We start from the raw sequence: 15,906 nt of genomic DNA on the forward strand, positions 1-15,906 counted from the left end.
CGGTCAGATCCCCGGTAGCCGGCCGTTGCGGAACAGGTCCACGAAGAGTTGGTGGTCCTGCCGGGCGCGCACCCCGTACGCGTGCGCGAAGTCCACCAGATGGGTGACGAACCCCGACTCGTCGGCGTCCACGGCAGCGACGATCGCCTCCTCGGTGGAGTAGTCCACGAGGTCGTGGCTGGACTCGTCGTCGGCGACCGAGTGCATCCGGGCCACCGCCCGGCCGAGGTCGGCCAGCACCCCGGTCAGCTCGTCCGGCTCGTTCACGTCGGCCCAGTCCAGATCGCCGGCGTACGGGGAGACCTCGGCGACCAGTTGACCCGCCCCGTCCAGCTCGGTGTAGCCCAGCCACGGGTCGGCGTGCGCCTGCAACGCTCGCTGCGACTCGGCGGTCCGGTGGCCCTGGTGCCGGAAGTAGCCGGCCACCGACTCGTCGGTGCTGTAGCGGGCCACCGCCGGGACCTGCGCCTGCTTCATGTAGATCAGCACGTCGTTCTCCAGCGCCTGCGTGTGCCCCTCCAGCAGCAGGTTGTACGACGGCAGCCCGGCCGAGCCGATGCCCACGCCCTTGCGCAGCACCACGTCCTTGATCCGGGCGGCCCCTGGACGCAGCCGGGCGGTGGCCGCGGGCAGGGTCTCCAGGTAGTCCTCGAAGGCGGCGAGCACCCGGTCCCGGGTCGTGGCGTCGACCTCGAAGACGCCGTCGGTGACGGAGAACCGCCGCTCGTAGTTGTCGACGGTGGTCTGCGCGGCGAGCAGGTCGACCCTCGTGTTGAGGCGGGCCTGCTGGAGCACCCGACGCAGCACCCCGTCGGCGTTGTCCAGGGTGATCGAGCCGATCGCGTCGTCCCCACCGGCGGCGATCGCCCGCAACTCGGTCAGGTAGGCGCGGGCGAAGCCGGTCACCAGCTCGTCGATCACCGTGTCGGAGAGGGCCTTGCTGTAGCCGAGCAGCGCCACGCTGGCCACGAACCGCCGCAGGTCCCAGGTGAACGGACCGACGTACGCCTCGTCGAAGTCGTTGACGTTGAACACCAGTTGCCCGGACGCGTTCATGTACGTGCCGAAGTTCTCCGCGTGCAGGTCGCCGTGGATCCACACCCGGCCGGTCCGCTCGTCGAGGAAACGGTCGTCGGCGAAGTCGCCGCGCTGGTCGGCGTAGAACAGCGCGGCGCTGCCCCGGTAGAAGGCGAACGGCGACGCGGCCATCTTGCGGAACTTGCGCCGGAAGGCCGCCGGATCGATCGCCATCGACGCGCCGAACTCCGCGCTGAGCACCTCGGTGATGTGGTCCGAGCGCCGGTCCCCTGAGCTGGTCATGGTCCGCAGGCTAGCCGGCCGGGTCCACCACGGGCTGGCAGAACGGGGTGGCGGAACAGGAACCCATCGATCATGCTGTCTGCGTCACGCGCGGGGGCCCGGACACCACGGTCACGTCGGCCGATCGCTGCTGCCATGGGCGGCAGCAGGTCCCTCGCCGGGCGTCGACCACGGAGGACCGGACACACATGTTCCGCAAAACGGGGACCCTGCTCACCGCCGCACTGCTCGGCCTGACCGCCACGATCGGTGGGGCCGGACCGGCCGCCGCGGCACCGGCGGACGCCGCCGGAGGCACCGTGTCGGTGGGCAGACTGATCCTGGAGCCGACCGAGCGGGGCTACCTGGACAGCCTCCCGGTGACCGTCACCAACACCGGCAGCGAGACCGACTACTTCTACCTGACGCTGCGCGAGCCGGTCCCGGGCGCGTTCCAGGACACGGACAGCCGCTGCGACTGGTTCGGGGCGATGGAGGAGAACCGGCGGGTGTTCGACTGCTCCCTCTCGAACAACTGGGCCTACCTCGCCCCGGGCGAGAGCCGCACGGTCACGCTGGACTTCCACGTGCTGACCACCCCGCGGGCGTACCCGATGAGCATGACCGGAGGCCGGATCGCGGTCTCCTCGATCAACGGTGGCCTGATCGCGGAGAGGTCGCTCACCGCGCTGTTCCGGTCCACGACCGGGTCGCTGATCCGCCCCCGGCCGTACGTCCAGGACGCCCAGCCGGACGCCGCCATCGACTCGGTGGGCCCGGTGACCCTCGACCCGGAGGGCACCGGCCGCCTCTACCTGCCGGTGACCGTGCGGTACAAGGGGGACGCGCCGCACGTCGGCCTCGACATCAAGGCCAGTCCGCTGCCCGCCGGGTCGCGCATCGAATACACCATCCCGTCAGAAGGGCCGGTCCTGACGGACCATTCCTGGGTACCGGGGCAACGGATGATGCCCGGCGAGGTGCGTAGCTTCGGATTGGTGATCACCCCGCCGACCGACCCGGCCGACGCTCAGGACGTCATCACCCTGGCGTTGACGACCACCTGGTTCCCGTCGGGCCCAGACGCCGACCCCAGCGACAACACCGCCCAGACCACGCTGGCCATCGCGGCCACCAGCTGATCACCACACGGCAGGGCCGTCGCTCGGACTCGTCCGGGCGGCGGCCCCGGCGTTCGTCAGCCCGCGTCGGGTGGGCGTACGGGTGGGGCGGTGAGGGAGTCGACCGAGCGTGGGGCGCTAGCCTCGGCGGGCGCGGCGAGCAGGTCCCGCTGCGGCACTCCGCCGATCCCGGACTGCTCGGCGGCGATCTTCTCCTGAAGGCGCAGGATGCCGTGCAGCAGCGCCTCCGGGCGGGGCGGGCAGCCGGGCACGTAGACGTCGACCGGGATGAGCTGGTCGACGCCCTTGGTCACCGAGTACGAGTCCCAGTAGGGGCCGCCGCAGTTCGAGCACGCGCCGAACGAGATGACGTACTTCGGCTCGGGCATCTGGTCGTAGAGCCGCTTGATGGCCGGGGCCATCTTGTCGGTCACCGTGCCGGAGACCACCATGAGGTCGGCCTGTCGGGGGCCGTGGGCGAACGGGATCACGCCGAGCCGGATGAAGTCGTGCCGGCCCATGCTGGTGGCGATGAACTCGATCGCACAGCAGGCCAGGCCGAAGTTGAACACCCAGAGCGAGTAGCGGCGCCCCCAGTTCAGCACGAACCGGATCGGCTCACCGAGCACTGCCGGTAGCTGCACGGACGTCCCCTCTCCTCACCCCACAGTGAATCACAGCCGGCTGTCACGGACCGGACAGGCAACCCCACCGGGTCCGACCGCAACCGGCGGGCGCAGCAGAGTGTGTGACCGGTGCTGGCGAACACGCCGCCTGCGGCCACCACGGGGAGGACGAGTGCTTGTGACAGGAGAAGTACGGGTGGGCGGACCGCCCCCCGACCCGCCGGGAAGTCCTCTCCCCGCGACCGCCGAACTGGTCTTCGACGACTTCTACCACGCTCACTTCCGCTCGCTGGTGGTGCAGCTCACCGCGTACACGGGTGACCGTGGGCAGGCGCAGGACCTGGTTCAGGAGGCGTTCTGCCGGGCGTACGCCCACTGGGGTCGGCTCGCCCGGTACGACGATCCGCTGGCCTGGGTACGCCGGGTCGCCTGGAACCTCGGCCACAACCGCTGGCGGCGGCTGCGGACCGCGCAGGCCTGGCTGCTGCGGCAACGGGAGACACACGTCGCCGAGCCGAGCCCGGACCGGGTCGCCCTCGACACCGCCTTGGCCAAGTTGCCGCCGAAGCAGCGCCGGGCTGTCGTACTGCACTACCTCGCCGACCTGACGGTCGCCGAGATCGCCGCCCAGGAACGGGTCGCCGAGGGAACCGTCAAGTCCTGGCTGCACCGGGGACGGGCGGCCCTCGCGACGCACCTGCGCGACACCACCGAGGAGGTGCGAGATGTCTGATCAGGAGATCCTCGACCTCGCCGAAGAGTTCGCCCACTACCGCCGTACCGTGCTGGAGGAGGTCGAGGTGCCCGGGCCGGCCGCCGTGCGGCGGACGGCGCGAGGCCGCGGCCGTCGCCGGTTCGCCACCACCACCGCGACGGTGCTCGCGCTGTTCGGCGGGGCCGCCGTCGGGTACGCGACGATGAACGGCCCCGATCGCGAGCCGGGGCCCGTGGATCCCACGTCCGCGCCGTCCGCCAGCCCGTCGGCGACCGCGACCGCCAGTGCGACGGCCAGCCCGTCTGCCACGGCGTCGAACGGCGGCGCCAGCCCGACCGTCGCCGCCCCGAACGGCCGCATCGGCCGGGCCCAGTTGCTCGCCGCGACGGTGTCGCTGCCCGCCTGGACCACCCCGGCGGAATGCCCCACTGGGCGGGTGCGGCTGGGTGCCGAACCGGCCCGCGAAGGCGTCAACGAGCTGGTCGCGCTCGACTACGGCGACCTGGACGGCGACGGGGCGACGGAGACGGTCGCCCTCGTGCGCTGCCTGTTCGGCACCCGCGGGCCGTTCCAGGTGGTCGCCTTCGATCGGGACGCGTCCGGCCGGGTCGTCACCCTCGGCCGCGTGGCCGGCACCGCTTCGCCCACGCCGGGTTGGGTGACCGCCCTGGACGTACGCGACGACGGCGAGGTTCGGGTCGAGGTGCTCGACGTCGCGCCCGGCGGCGGCTGGCCGATGAAGAACTCCCAACGGCAGTGGCGCGGCTACCGCTGGACCGGTGACGCGTTCGACCAGGTGTCCGGGCCGAGCACCTTCGGCCCCAACCCGCGATCGGCCGACCTGTCGATCACCGCCACCGACCTGGTGTTGACCCCTGCGGCGGACGACTCCCGATCGGGCACGGTCACCGTGCGGATCCGCAACGACGCGGATCGGACGCCGCCCGGGGTGCTCTTCACCATCGAGCTGCCGAAGGCGCTGCAGCCCGTCGGGGACGGCTGGTCGGGCTGCGACATCGGGACGGGGAGCACCGTGCTGGTGTCCTGCCACATAAGCGCCGTGCCTGCGCACGGCGAGATGCGGCGGACCCTGGAACTGCGGGTCGCCGCCGGTACCAGCCTGGCCCCGGGAAAAGCGACACTCTGGACCTGGTCCCGGGACCCGGACATGGACCCGTGGCTGGACAACAACAGCGATGACAACGAGTCGACCTTCGGCTATCGCTGACCCTTCCCGGACACGGACACGGATCGACTGGACGAGGCGGCCGCGCTCACCCGAGCGCGGCCGTCGTCGGCCTGCCCGTCCGCCGCGGCCCGCTCGTCGACTGTCGGATTCGCGGCTGGGCGGACCGCAACCAGGTGCCTCGCGGCGGAGTGTTACCGGCGCCCAGGGGCACCGGCCCAGCGGGCAAACGGGGAGGGGCAGTGACAGCAACGATGGGGGCCCGCGCCAACGAACCGCCGGCGGTGCTGACGTCCGGAGGGTCGAACGCGGCGGCGATCGCCTTCGACGACTTCTACCACGCGCACTTCCGGAGCGTCACGGCCCAACTGTGTGCGTACACCGGGGATCTGGGCCACGCGCAGGACCTCGCCCAGGAGGCGTTCTGCCGGGCGCTGGCACGCTGGGACCGCCTGGTCCGCTACGACGATCCGGTGGCCTGGGTCCGCCGGGTCGCCTGGAACCTGGCCCGCAGCCGCTGGCGTCGGCTCCGCACGGCACGCAACCACCTCCTGCGGCAGCGACACGTCGAAGCCGAGGTGGACGGCCCCACGCCGGATCGGGTGGCCATCGACGCGGCGCTCACGCAACTGCCGCCCAACCATCGACGGGCCGTCATCCTGCACTACCTGGCCGACCTGTCGGTCAGTCAGATCGCCCTGCAGGAAGGAGTGGCCGAGGGCACCGTGAAGTCCTGGCTGCACCGGGGCCGGACCGCCCTGGCCGGACTGCTGGACGAGAACACCGAGGGGGTGTCCGATGTCTGATCTCGACCCGCGGCTGCGCGAACGGTTGACCGCGTACCGTGCGGACGTCACCGCCCGGGCCGTCGGCCCCGGTCCCGACCAGGCCCGACGTACCCTGCGCCGTCGCCGGCGGACGAGGGTCGTGGCGGTCGCGGCGGCTGCGGTCGTGCTGGTGTTGGCGCCGGTCGTCGCCAACGCCGCGCTGAAGGGCGACCGAACGCCACCGGTACCGGCGGAGTCCGTCGACCCGACACCCCCGCCGACGACGACCCCGCCACCACCCACACCGTCGGTCAGCCAATCACCAGATTCCACACCCACTGCCGACCCGGGCGCCCCGGACGGCCGGATCAGCCGGGCCCAGTTGCTCGCCGCCCGTGTCGACCTGCCGACGTGGCCGCAGACCGCGCCGTCCACCTGCATCACGACGAACGTGCGGCTGGCGACCACCTCGAACAAGAGCTTCGTCCCGTTGCTCACCGACCTGTCCGTGGACCACGCCGACCTGGACGGTGACGGCGCTCAGGAGACGGTTGCCGTCGTCGCCTGCCGGTACGGGGAGGCGTTGGCGAAGCAGGTCGTCGCCTTCGACCGGGATGACGACGGGCGCATCGTGACGCTCGGCCGGGTCGTCCGGACCACCGACGGTGTCGAGGACATCCTCGGGGTGACCCTCACCGCGGCCGGCACGGTCGACGTGCGGGTGGCCGACCTGCAGCCGTGCTGCGACACCCCGACGTACTGGAAGCAGGAACAGACGCGTACCTACCGGTTCAAGGGTGGCCGGTTCGTGCAGACAGGCGGCCCCACGAAGTTCGGGAAGGATCCCCGGCTCACCGACCTGCGCCTGTCCATGACGCACACACTGGTAAACGTCACCGGTGGTCGCGAGCTGACCATCGTCCTCACCGTCACCAACGCGGGATCGGTCGACGCGGCCCAGGTCCAGTTCAGGGGCCTCGACGTGGGTGCGCCGACGACAGGTGACTGGTCCAGGTGTGACCCGGCGGCCGCGGCGGCCGACGACCACCGGACGTGTCTGGTGCCGGGGGTGCCGGCCGGCGAGTCGCGACGCTACACGTTCGTCCAGCGGGTGCCGAGCCGCTCGGGCACCGATGCGACCACCCGGTTCTTCTTCGTGACCCACTACGACGCGCAGGACCGGCAGTGGCGCGACCGCAACGAGAAGGACAACAAGGTGCAACTCCCCGGCGTGTTCTGACGAGGAGGATGTCCGGTGCCCCATCCCGTCGGGGTGGGGCACCGGGGTTCACTCGCCCGAACTCCAGTCGGGGCGTTGCAGGAGGCCCACGAACTCGACCAGCAACCTCTCGCGCAGCGCCGACGGGGCGGCGTCGAGCAGCGTGTTCACGACCGCCATCCGATCCGGCAGCGGACCGGAACTGTCGCCGCCGCCCAGGCCCAGCCCGGCCGCCAGGCCGGCCACCACCTCCGGCGTCAGCGCCTCGGGGGTGAGGACGCCGACCAGGGAAGCCACCTCGGCGGGCAGCCGCACCGGGCCGCTCGCATGGGTCGCTGCCACCGCGGCGGCCAGATCCGGGCCGAACTCGGCCACCCGGGGCGCGACCGAGGCGGTCACCGTGAGGTGCACACTGGCCGGCAGATCGGCGTACGACAGCTGGGGCTGGGTGTGCCAGCCACGGGCGGTCAACTCGTCGACCAGGACGAACAGGTCGGGGCCGCCCTCGGCGGCGGTGAAGCAGACCACCGTGGACTCCGGCTCGGCCATCAGCCGTAGCCCGTCGACGGCGCGGACCGCGTCGGCCAGGGCAGCGACCGCGTCCCGGGTGGTGGCGGCCAACCGCAGGTAGCCGGCGTCGCCGAGATGTCGCAGGGTGGCGTACGCGGCGGCGATCGGCCCGCCCGAGCGGGTCGAGGCGATCACCGGGTTGATCATCGTGTAGCCGGGCCAGTCGGCGTACGCGAAGTACTGCGGCGCGCGTCCGGTGGCGTCCCGGTGCAGCAGCACCGACACGCCCTTCGGCGCGTACGCGTACTTGTGCAGGTCGACCGAGATGGACGTGACGCCGGGGACCGTGAAGTCGAACGCCGGCACCGGCTCGCCGAGGCGACGCAGGTACGGCAGGGACCAGCCACCGAAGCAGGCGTCGACGTGGCAGCGCACTCCGGCCTCGGCGGCGACGGCGGCGATCTCGGCGACCGGGTCCACCACCCCGTGCGCGTACGAGGGCGCGGAGCAGGCGACAAGTACCGTGTCCGGCCCGATCGCGGCGGCCATCGCGGCGGGTTCGGGACGCAGCGTGTCCGGCGAGACCGGCACCACGTCCAGCGCCACCCGCAGATAGTGCGCCGCCTTGGCGAACGCGGCATGCGCGGTCGACGGCACCACGATCCGGGGCGCGGCGATCTCCGGGTGCGCGTCCCGGGCCGCCTTGACGGCGAGGATCAGCGACTCGGTGCCGCCGCTGGTGACGCTGCCGACCACGTCCGGCGCGGTCGTCCCCGGGCCGCCGCCGAGCACCCGGCCGGCCGCGCCGACGAGCGCGTTCTCCATGGCCAGCAGGGACGGGAACGCGGTCGGGTCGAGACCGTTGACGTGGGCGCTCTCGGAGTGCGCGGCGGCGGTGAGGTCGTCGAGTCCCGGCACCGCCGGGTCGTAGACGTAGGCGAACAGCCGTCCACCGTGGGTGGGCCGGTCACCGGCGCGCAGCCGCCGAACCTCGTCCAGCGCCTGTTCCGCGCTGACCCCGTCGCGGGACAACGCGCCCGCCCCGAGCGTGTTCTCGTCGATCATGGAGTCATGGTGCCCTTCTAGTAACGGCTAACGGCTTTTGTCTCCCACCACAACTTCATGATCGACCCCGAGGGTGGGGGCAGGGGTGGGGAGGGTGTAGTGGCGGAGCAGGAGGATGGGGGGAGCTATCAGCAGGGCTGGGATCAGGGTGAAGCCGAGCAGGACGCCGAGCCTCGCCGTGTCGGACTGGGCGGCGGCGGTTCCGGTGTCGGAGGAGACGTAGCCGGAGACCTGCAGCACGAGGCCGTAGATGCCGGGGCCGAGCGCCAGGCCGAAGGTCTCCCCGGCGGTCCACAGGCCGGTGAAGACGCCCGCCTGCCGTCGACCGGTGCGTGCCGTCTCGTACGCGATGCAGTCGGGGAGCATGGCCAGCGCGAACACCTGTTGCCCGGCGTACCCGACGCCGAGCACCGCGACCACCAGGTAGACGGCGACCGGCGGCAGCACCGGGGCGGCGACCAGGGCGAACGCCCCGGCGGCCAGGATCAGCCCGGCGACGACCAGGGCGGCCCGCTTGCCCAGCCGGGCGCCGACCCGGGCCCAGAGCGGCATCACCAGCAGCGCCGGCCCGACGAAACAGGCGAAGAGCAGCGTCGGCCCGTTCCGGTCGTCGCGCAGGATCTGCCCCGCGAAGTAGTTGACCCCGGCGAGGATGGTCGCCACCCCCACGGACTGCACCACGAAGCAGATCAGCAGCGCCCGGAACGGCCGGTTGGCCCCGGCCACGGCGAGCTGCGCACGCAGCGTCGGTTCGCTGACGTCGACCACACCAGCGGGTGCGGACCGGGTGCCGAGAAACGCGCCGAGCGCGCCGACGCCGATGAGCGCCGCCACGAACAGGCCCATCCAGCGGTGTCCGGGCACGCCGTCGCCGCCGGCCGTCACCACCAACGGGGCGACCGCGCCGGAGATCAGGATGGCCAGCGCCAGCACAGCGATCCGCCAGGTCATCAGCCGGGTGCGTTCGGTGTGGTCGTCGGTCATCTCGGCGGGCATCGCCATGTACGGCACCTGGAAGAAGGCGAACGCGGTGGCCGTGGCCAGGAAGGCGAGCGCCACGTACGTCGCGGCGGCCGGCCCCTTGTCGAACGGCGCCGCGAAGATGGCCGCGAAGAGCGCGGCGAGCGCGAGACCGGCGACGAGCAGGTACGGGCGGCGTGCGCCCCAGCGTGACCGGGTGCGATCGGAGATCCGGCCGGCGACCGGGTTCACCAGCACGTCCCACGCCTTCGGCAGCAGCACCAGCAGGGCGGCCACCCCGGCGGCGACGCCGAGCGTGTCGGTCAGGTAGGGCAGCAACAGCAGGCCGGGCACGGTGCCGAACGCGCCGGTGGCCAGCGAGCCGAGCGCGTATCCGACGTGCACCGGTCGGGGCAGCCGTCCGGTGGCGGGCAGGCCGGCAGCACCCGGCGGCTGGTTCATGGGGCCGAATGTTACTCACGTTATGGCGGGGGTCACATCCCCTCCCCGGGCGACCAACCCGCCGCCGCGATGTCCACCCCCGCGCCGCGCAACGGCGTCCCTTCGGCCCGCAGCCGGGCCCGCGCCTCGCGCTCGTGCCCCGGTGGCAACCGGCCGCCCGCGGTCACCACCCGATGCCAGGGCACCGAGCCACCGTGCCGGGCCATGATGGCGCCCACCAGGCGCGCGGAGGAGCGACCCGAGCGTTCGGCCAGCGCGTCGGCGACCGCGCCGTACGACATCACCCGGCCCTCGGGAATCCGCTCCACGAGGTCCAGCACGGCCTCGACGTACTCGTCAGGAGTCACAATCCGCCACCATATGGGAACGCCACCGGGCCACGCGGGCGTGACCACGCAGAATGGGCGGGTGCGCGACGCAGTCACGGCCGCTCGGCGGATCGTCGTCAAGATCGGGTCCTCCTCGTTGACCACCGCCACCGGCGGTCTCGCCGACGAGCGGGTCGACGCGCTCGTCGACACCCTGGGCCGGCTCGGCGCCGAGGGACGCGAGGTCGTGCTGGTCTCCTCCGGCGCGATCGCCGCCGGCCTCGCCCCGCTCGGCCTGACCCGACGTCCGCGCGACCTGGCCACCCAGCAGGCCGCCGCCAGCGTCGGCCAGGGCCTGCTGATCGGCAGGTACGCGGCCAGCTTCGCCCGGCACGACCGCACCGTCGGGCAGGTGCTGCTCACCGTCGACGACGTGACCCGGCGGGCGCACTACCGCAACGCGTACCGCACCCTGCGCAAACTCCTCGACCTGCGGGCCGTGCCGATCGTCAACGAGAACGACACGGTCGCCACCGAGGAGATCCGGTTCGGCGACAACGACCGGTTGGCCGCCCTGGTGGCCGCCCTGGTGCACGCCGACCTGCTGGTGCTCCTCTCCGACGTGGACGCGCTCTGGACCGGCGACCCGACCCGTCCACAGTCGGTGCGGATCGCCGAGGTCCGTAACGAGGAGGACCTCGCCGGAATCTCCATCGGCGGCGCCGGCCGGTCCGGCGTCGGCACCGGCGGCATGGTGACAAAGGTCGAGGCGGCCCGGATCGCCACCGGCTTCGGTATCCCCGTGGTGCTCACCTCCGCCGACCTGGCCGCCCCGGCGCTGGCCGGCGAGCCGGTCGGCACGCTGTTCCACCCGCAGCGGCAACGGCCGACGGCCCGGCTGTTCTGGCTGGCCCACGCCACCTCGCCCCGGGGACGCCTGCACCTGGACCCGGGCGCGGTGGCCGCCGTCGTGGAGCGGCGCAAGTCGCTCCTGCCGGCCGGCATCACCGCCGTGGACGGCACCTTCACCGCTGGCGACCCCGTGGACCTGGTCGACGACGCCGGTGCGCCGGTAGCCCGTGGCCTGGTCAACTACGACGCGGTGGAGCTGCCCGGCCTACTCGGCCGTTCCACCTCCGAACTCGCCGCGGCGCTCGGCCCGGCGTACGAACGGGAGGTCGTCCACCGCGACGACCTCGTACTGCTGTAAGCAAGGGCACCTTGTTAACGCCTAGCGTTGTACAAGGGGCCCTTCCTAACGCGAGGAGTGACCGATGAGCGTCGTCGAGCAGGCGAAGCGGGCGCGGGACGCCGCTGCCGAACTGGCCGTGGCCACCCGTACCGTCAAGGATGCCGCGCTGGTCGCGATGGCCGACGCGCTGGTGACGCGTACCCCGGCGATCCTCGCCGCCAACGAGGCGGACCTGGCGGCCGGGCGCGAAGCCGGGCTGAGCGCGGCCGTGCTGGACCGGCTCGCCCTCGACGAGGGCCGGGTGGCCGGCATCGCCGGAGCGCTGCGTGAGATGGCCGCGCTGCCCGACCCGGTCGGCGAGGTGGTCCGCGGATCGACCCTGCCCAACGGGCTGGAACTGCGCCAGATCCGGGTGCCGTTCGGGGTGGTCGGCATCATCTACGAGGCGCGGCCCAACGTAACGGTGGACGCCGCCGGGATCTGCCTCAAGTCCGGTAACGCGGCGCTGCTGCGCGGGTCGTCGTCGGCCGCGCACTCGAACGCCGCGCTGGTAGCGGTGCTGCGCGACGCGGTCGCCGGGGCCGGTCTGCCGGCGGACGCGGTGCAGTTGCTCGACGCCAGTTCGCGCGACTCGGTCAAGGAGCTGATGCGGGCTCGCGGGCTGGTCGACGTGCTCATCCCGCGCGGTGGCGCGTCGCTGATCCGCACCGTGGTCGAGGAGTCGACAGTGCCGGTGATCGAGACCGGGGTGGGCAACTGCCACGTCTACGTCGACGCCGCCGCCGACCTGGGCAAGGCCGTCGCGGTGACGTTGAACGCCAAGACGCAGCGCCTGTCCACCTGCAACACCGCCGAGTCGCTGCTGGTGCACGTGGACGTCGCCGACGCGTTCCTACCGCCGATGCTGGCCGCGTTCGCTGAGGCCGGCGTGACCGTGCACGGCTCCCCCGAGGTGGTCGCCCACTCGGCGGCCGTCGTCCCGGCCACCGAGGAGGACCACGCCACGGAGTACCTGTCGGCCGACATCTCGGTGGCGGTGGTCGACTCGCTGGACGCGGCGGTCGCGCACATCCGCCGCTTCGGCACCGGACACACCGAGGCGATCATCACCGACTCGACGACCGCCGCCCGCGAGTTCGTCGCCCGGGTGGACGCGGCGGCGGTGATGGTGAACGCGTCGACCCGGTTCACCGACGGGGGCGAGTTCGGCTTCGGCGCGGAGATCGGCATCTCCACGCAGAAGCTGCACGCCCGGGGGCCGATGGGCCTGCCCGAGTTGACCAGCACCAAGTACGTCGTCACCGGCGACGGTCACGTGCGCTGATCGCCCGGCCGGCAGGCCCGGATCGCGGACAGCGTGGAGTGCACGTCGAACTGGTGACCGTCGTCGCTCTCCCACCCACCGTCGCTGCGCTGGGTCTCGCCGAGCCGCCGCAGGGCGCGCACCATGACCCAGTCGTGGGAGTCGATGCCGACGCGGCGCAGCGTGGCCGCCAGCCATGCCACGTCGCCCGCTGACATCGTGGCCATCCGTTCGGCGAGCACCACCTGGATCCGCGCCGACTCCTGGAACATGTCCTGGCGGTGCAGTACTGCCGCGCTCAGCCAGCCGGCGGCGAGGAACGACGGCCAGGTCCCGTCCGGGCGCAGCCGCGCGACGATCGACTGCGCCGCGGCCTGCACCACACCGGCGTACGCCCCACCGACCCGGTGATCGAGCGGACCTGAGGCGCGGGCGTCCAGGCCGGCGACGGTGAGCCAGAAGCCGGCGTTGGCGGTGAGGAAGAGTTTGGCCTCGGGGTCACCGGGTCGGGCCCACTCGGGCGCCGAGCCGGCCAGGGAGAGGTCCTCGTCCCAACCGCCGTCGGGCTGCTGCCGGGACGCCAACCAGTCGAGCGCCCGGCGGGCGGCGGGACGACCCAGCGCACCGAGGTCGTCCAGCTCGCCGAGCCGGAAACAGGTGGCGTCGACCGAGGCCACCTCACCGCCCCAGGTCGCCGGCCAGCCGCCGTCGGGTGACTGGCCGACCTCGGCCGCGTCCAGCAGCTCCGGCGGGGCGGGCGTGCCGTTGCGCAGCCAGGAGAGGCGGGCGCGTTCCACCGCGTCCCCGTGCGCCACGACGAACCCGATCGCGGCTTCCAAGTCGACCACGGCGGAGACGCTACCTGCGCAGACACGATCCCGCCTCGGGGAATCGGCCAGCCGGAAATGGCTGCGTCGCTCGGTGCGCGGGTCTGGTCGGAGCTATCTGCGTCGATTGACGCGACGGGTCGGAGCCGGGACGACAGGGCCGCCCCGGCTTCACCGGTCAGTACGCGGGCAGCGACGGGTCGATCTGCTTGATCCAGGAGAGCACGCCGCCCTGCACGTGGACGGCGTCCTTGAAGCCGGCGGCCTTGAGCGCGGCCAGCGCCTCCGCGGAGCGGACGCCGGACTTGCAGTGCAGCACGATCTGCTTGTCCTGCGGCAGCTTCGCGAGGGCCTCACCGGAGATGATGTCGCCCTTGGGGATCAGCGTGGCGCCGGGAATCCGCACGATCTCGTACTCGGCCGGCTCGCGCACGTCGACGAGGAAGATGTCCTTGCCGGCGTCCTGCCACTCCTTGAGCTCCAGGGCGGTGATGGTCGAGTCGAGCGTCGCCTCCTGGGCCTCGACCGAGACCGCGCCGCAGAAGTCCTCGTAGTCTTCCAGCAGGTCGGTGACGGTCGGGTTCTCGCCGCAGAGCACGCAGTTCGGGTCCTTCCGAACCTTGATTTTGCGGTACTCCATCTCCAGGGCGTCGTAGACCATGAGCCGGCCCACCAGCGGCTCGCCGATGCCGGTGAGCAGCTTGATCGCCTCGTTCACCTGGATCGACCCGATCGACGCGCAGAGCACGCCGAGCACGCCACCCTCGGCGCAGGAGGGGACCATGCCGGGCGGCGGCGGCTCCGGGTAGAGGCAGCGGTAGCAGGGGCCGTGCTCGGCCCAGAACACCGACGCCTGCCCGTCGAACCGGTAGATCGAACCCCAGACGTACGGCTTGCCGAGCAGCACCGCGGCGTCGTTGACCATGTAGCGGGTGGCGAAGTTGTCGGTGCCGTCGACGATCAGGTCGTACTGGGCGAAGATCTCGCGGACGTTCTCCCGGTCCAACGCGGTGTTGTGGATCTCCACGTTGACCAGCGGGTTGATCTCGCGGATCGACGCGGCGGCGGACTCGGCCTTCGAGCGGCCGACATCGGACACGCCGTGGATGACCTGGCGCTGGAGGTTGGACTCGTCGACGGTGTCGAAGTCGATGATGCCGAGCGTGCCGACCCCGGCAGCGGCCAGGTACAACAGGGCCGGCGAGCCGAGGCCACCGGCGCCGACACAGAGCACCCGGGCGTTCTTCAGCCGCTTCTGACCGGCCACCCCGACGTCCGGGATGATCAGGTGGCGTGAGTAGCGGCGGATCTCGTCAACGGTCAGCTCGCCGGCGGGCTCGACGAGCGGGGGCAACGACACGGTGGACTCCCCGGGATCGGCGGTGTGAACCGCGCCATTGTTGCTCGCCGGGGCCCCGCTCGGCCATGAGGGAGGACACGTGGTCCGCGATGCGGGAGCGGGAATAACTCAGGGGATGGCGTCGCCGGCGTAGCGACGGCCGTCGAGGTAGGGCCAGGCGTTGGCCAAGCAGCCCTCCAGCCCGTACGTCTGCTGCTGCATCACCGGGGCGGGCTCGCCCGGACCGGGGCACGCCTCGTGCTCGGCACCGAGCTCGTGGCCGACCTCGTGGTTGATCACGTAGGTGCGGTACGTCTCCAGCGGTGCGCCGTAGTCGGGCACCGCCTCCTGCCAGCGGGCCAGGTTGATGATCACCCGGCCGGGTAGCCGGCAGGACGTGTAGCGCTCGGTGGACAGGCCGCCCTCGGCGCACATCCGCTCTGACGTGACCGGGGTGGCGAGGTAGATGGTGAAGTCGGCGGCCCGGGCGTCGGCGACCCGCTGCACGCGCAGCTCGCCGGAGGCGATCCAGCTGCGCGGGTCGGCCAGCACCTCGTCGACCCGCGCCGCGAACGTGCCGGCGTCCTGGCCGCTGTCGCGCTCGACCACGACGCGGTACCGGCGCAGCGGTCCGTCCTCGCCGTGCACCGCGGTTTCGGAGTCGGCGGCGGTGAACCGTCCCGCGCCGACCGACGGGTAGTCGCTGGGCGCCGGATGGGCCTCCCCGCCGCCCACGCCCATGCCGCCCGGTGTCGGGATGGGCGGCGCGTCGGCCGGCGGCTCACCGCCACCCGCCACGGTCACGCCGATGGCGCCGGCGGTGGCGAGGACGAGCACACCGAGCAGCAGAGTGCGCCGTCGGCGACGGCGCATTCGCACGAGACTGGGACGCGCGCCCTCGTACGCCGACCCTGCCGGCGGGTCGGGCGGCTCGGGCGGGCCGTAAGGGGACGACGGCGTCATGACGCCAAGCCTGCCAGATTATTCGGGCAATTCTCCGCTTTTGG

15 protein-coding genes are annotated in these 15,906 nt (G+C 72.3%); 7 read left to right on the forward strand and 8 right to left on the reverse strand.

What is annotated here, in order from left to right; all coding sequences use genetic code 11:
* Positions 1-3: 3 nt before the first annotated feature.
* A complete protein-coding gene (locus ACIBTX_RS11320) occupies positions 4-1,320 on the reverse strand; it encodes a DUF2252 domain-containing protein (RefSeq protein WP_357134122.1) in 1,317 nt (438 codons plus the stop codon).
* 188 nt (positions 1,321-1,508) lie between these two features.
* Between ACIBTX_RS11320 and ACIBTX_RS11325 the strand changes: the two genes are divergently transcribed.
* Positions 1,509-2,441, forward strand: coding sequence for a hypothetical protein (locus ACIBTX_RS11325; RefSeq protein WP_357134123.1), 933 nt, complete (start codon positions 1,509-1,511; stop codon positions 2,439-2,441).
* Between the two features lie 56 nt (positions 2,442-2,497).
* On the opposite strand, the gene ACIBTX_RS11330 is transcribed toward ACIBTX_RS11325, so the two are convergent.
* The gene (locus ACIBTX_RS11330) at positions 2,498-3,064 is read right to left on the reverse strand and encodes an NADH-quinone oxidoreductase subunit B family protein (protein WP_355053355.1); all 567 of its coding nucleotides are present in this window, start codon (positions 3,062-3,064) and stop codon (positions 2,498-2,500) included.
* 178 nt (positions 3,065-3,242) lie between these two features.
* Here ACIBTX_RS11330 and ACIBTX_RS11335 point away from each other — a divergent pair, with 178 nt between their 5' ends.
* The 4 genes from ACIBTX_RS11335 to ACIBTX_RS11350 all read left to right on the forward strand — a co-directional run bounded on the left by ACIBTX_RS11335 (position 3,243) and on the right by ACIBTX_RS11350 (position 6,954).
* Positions 3,243-3,779 (forward strand): SigE family RNA polymerase sigma factor, encoded by a 537-nt coding sequence (locus ACIBTX_RS11335; RefSeq protein WP_357134126.1) that lies wholly within the window; start codon positions 3,243-3,245, stop codon positions 3,777-3,779.
* The gene (locus ACIBTX_RS11340) at positions 3,772-4,989 is read left to right on the forward strand and encodes a hypothetical protein (protein ID WP_357134128.1); all 1,218 of its coding nucleotides are present in this window, start codon (positions 3,772-3,774) and stop codon (positions 4,987-4,989) included. Before ACIBTX_RS11335 ends, ACIBTX_RS11340 begins: the two co-directional genes overlap by 8 nt.
* A gap of 200 nt (positions 4,990-5,189) precedes the next feature.
* The gene (locus ACIBTX_RS11345) at positions 5,190-5,753 is read left to right on the forward strand and encodes a SigE family RNA polymerase sigma factor (RefSeq protein ID WP_396832407.1); all 564 of its coding nucleotides are present in this window, start codon (positions 5,190-5,192) and stop codon (positions 5,751-5,753) included.
* Positions 5,746-6,954, forward strand: a complete 1,209-nt coding sequence (locus tag ACIBTX_RS11350) for a hypothetical protein (protein ID WP_357174308.1) — start codon at positions 5,746-5,748, stop codon at positions 6,952-6,954. Before ACIBTX_RS11345 ends, ACIBTX_RS11350 begins: the two co-directional genes overlap by 8 nt.
* A 48-nt stretch (positions 6,955-7,002) precedes the next feature.
* On the opposite strand, the gene ACIBTX_RS11355 is transcribed toward ACIBTX_RS11350, so the two are convergent.
* From ACIBTX_RS11355 to ACIBTX_RS11365, 3 genes are read right to left on the reverse strand one after another with little or no spacing between them, the layout of a single operon-like run.
* Entirely contained in the window at positions 7,003-8,508 is a 1,506-nt protein-coding gene (locus ACIBTX_RS11355; protein WP_396832408.1) for a pyridoxal phosphate-dependent decarboxylase family protein, read from the reverse strand.
* Between the two features lie 27 nt (positions 8,509-8,535).
* Positions 8,536-9,930: an MFS transporter gene (locus ACIBTX_RS11360; protein ID WP_357174305.1), complete on the reverse strand. Its 1,395-nt coding sequence runs from the start codon at positions 9,928-9,930 to the stop codon at positions 8,536-8,538.
* 32 nt (positions 9,931-9,962) lie between these two features.
* A complete protein-coding gene (locus ACIBTX_RS11365) occupies positions 9,963-10,277 on the reverse strand; it encodes an MGMT family protein (RefSeq protein ID WP_357134136.1) in 315 nt (104 codons plus the stop codon).
* 13 nt (positions 10,278-10,290) lie between these two features.
* On the opposite strand from ACIBTX_RS11365, the gene proB reads away from it, so the two are divergent.
* Together proB and ACIBTX_RS11375 are read left to right on the forward strand one after the other, a co-directional pair.
* Positions 10,291-11,448, forward strand: coding sequence for a glutamate 5-kinase (gene proB / locus ACIBTX_RS11370; RefSeq protein ID WP_357134138.1), 1,158 nt, complete (start codon positions 10,291-10,293; stop codon positions 11,446-11,448).
* A gap of 64 nt (positions 11,449-11,512) precedes the next feature.
* On the forward strand, positions 11,513-12,754 hold the full coding sequence (locus ACIBTX_RS11375; protein WP_396832409.1) for a glutamate-5-semialdehyde dehydrogenase: 1,242 nt from the start codon (positions 11,513-11,515) through the stop codon (positions 12,752-12,754).
* On the opposite strand, the gene ACIBTX_RS11380 is transcribed toward ACIBTX_RS11375, so the two are convergent.
* The 3 genes from ACIBTX_RS11380 to ACIBTX_RS11390 form a co-directional block, all read right to left on the reverse strand.
* Positions 12,742-13,632 carry a prenyltransferase/squalene oxidase repeat-containing protein gene (locus tag ACIBTX_RS11380; RefSeq protein ID WP_357134165.1) on the reverse strand — a complete coding sequence of 297 codons (891 nt, stop codon included), beginning with the start codon at positions 13,630-13,632 and terminating at the stop codon, positions 12,742-12,744. The genes ACIBTX_RS11375 and ACIBTX_RS11380 overlap by 13 nt on opposite strands.
* 106 nt (positions 13,633-13,738) lie before the next feature.
* Positions 13,739-14,920, reverse strand: coding sequence for an adenylyltransferase/sulfurtransferase MoeZ (gene moeZ, locus ACIBTX_RS11385; protein WP_396832410.1), 1,182 nt, complete (start codon positions 14,918-14,920; stop codon positions 13,739-13,741).
* A 108-nt stretch (positions 14,921-15,028) separates the two neighbouring features.
* On the reverse strand, positions 15,029-15,862 hold the full coding sequence (locus ACIBTX_RS11390; protein ID WP_396832411.1) for a DUF3152 domain-containing protein: 834 nt from the start codon (positions 15,860-15,862) through the stop codon (positions 15,029-15,031).
* Positions 15,863-15,906 lie beyond the last annotated feature (44 nt).

It is taken from the genome of Micromonospora sp. NPDC049359 (assembly GCF_044466585.1).
In the GTDB taxonomy this organism is placed as follows: Bacteria; Actinomycetota; Actinomycetes; order Mycobacteriales; family Micromonosporaceae; genus Micromonospora.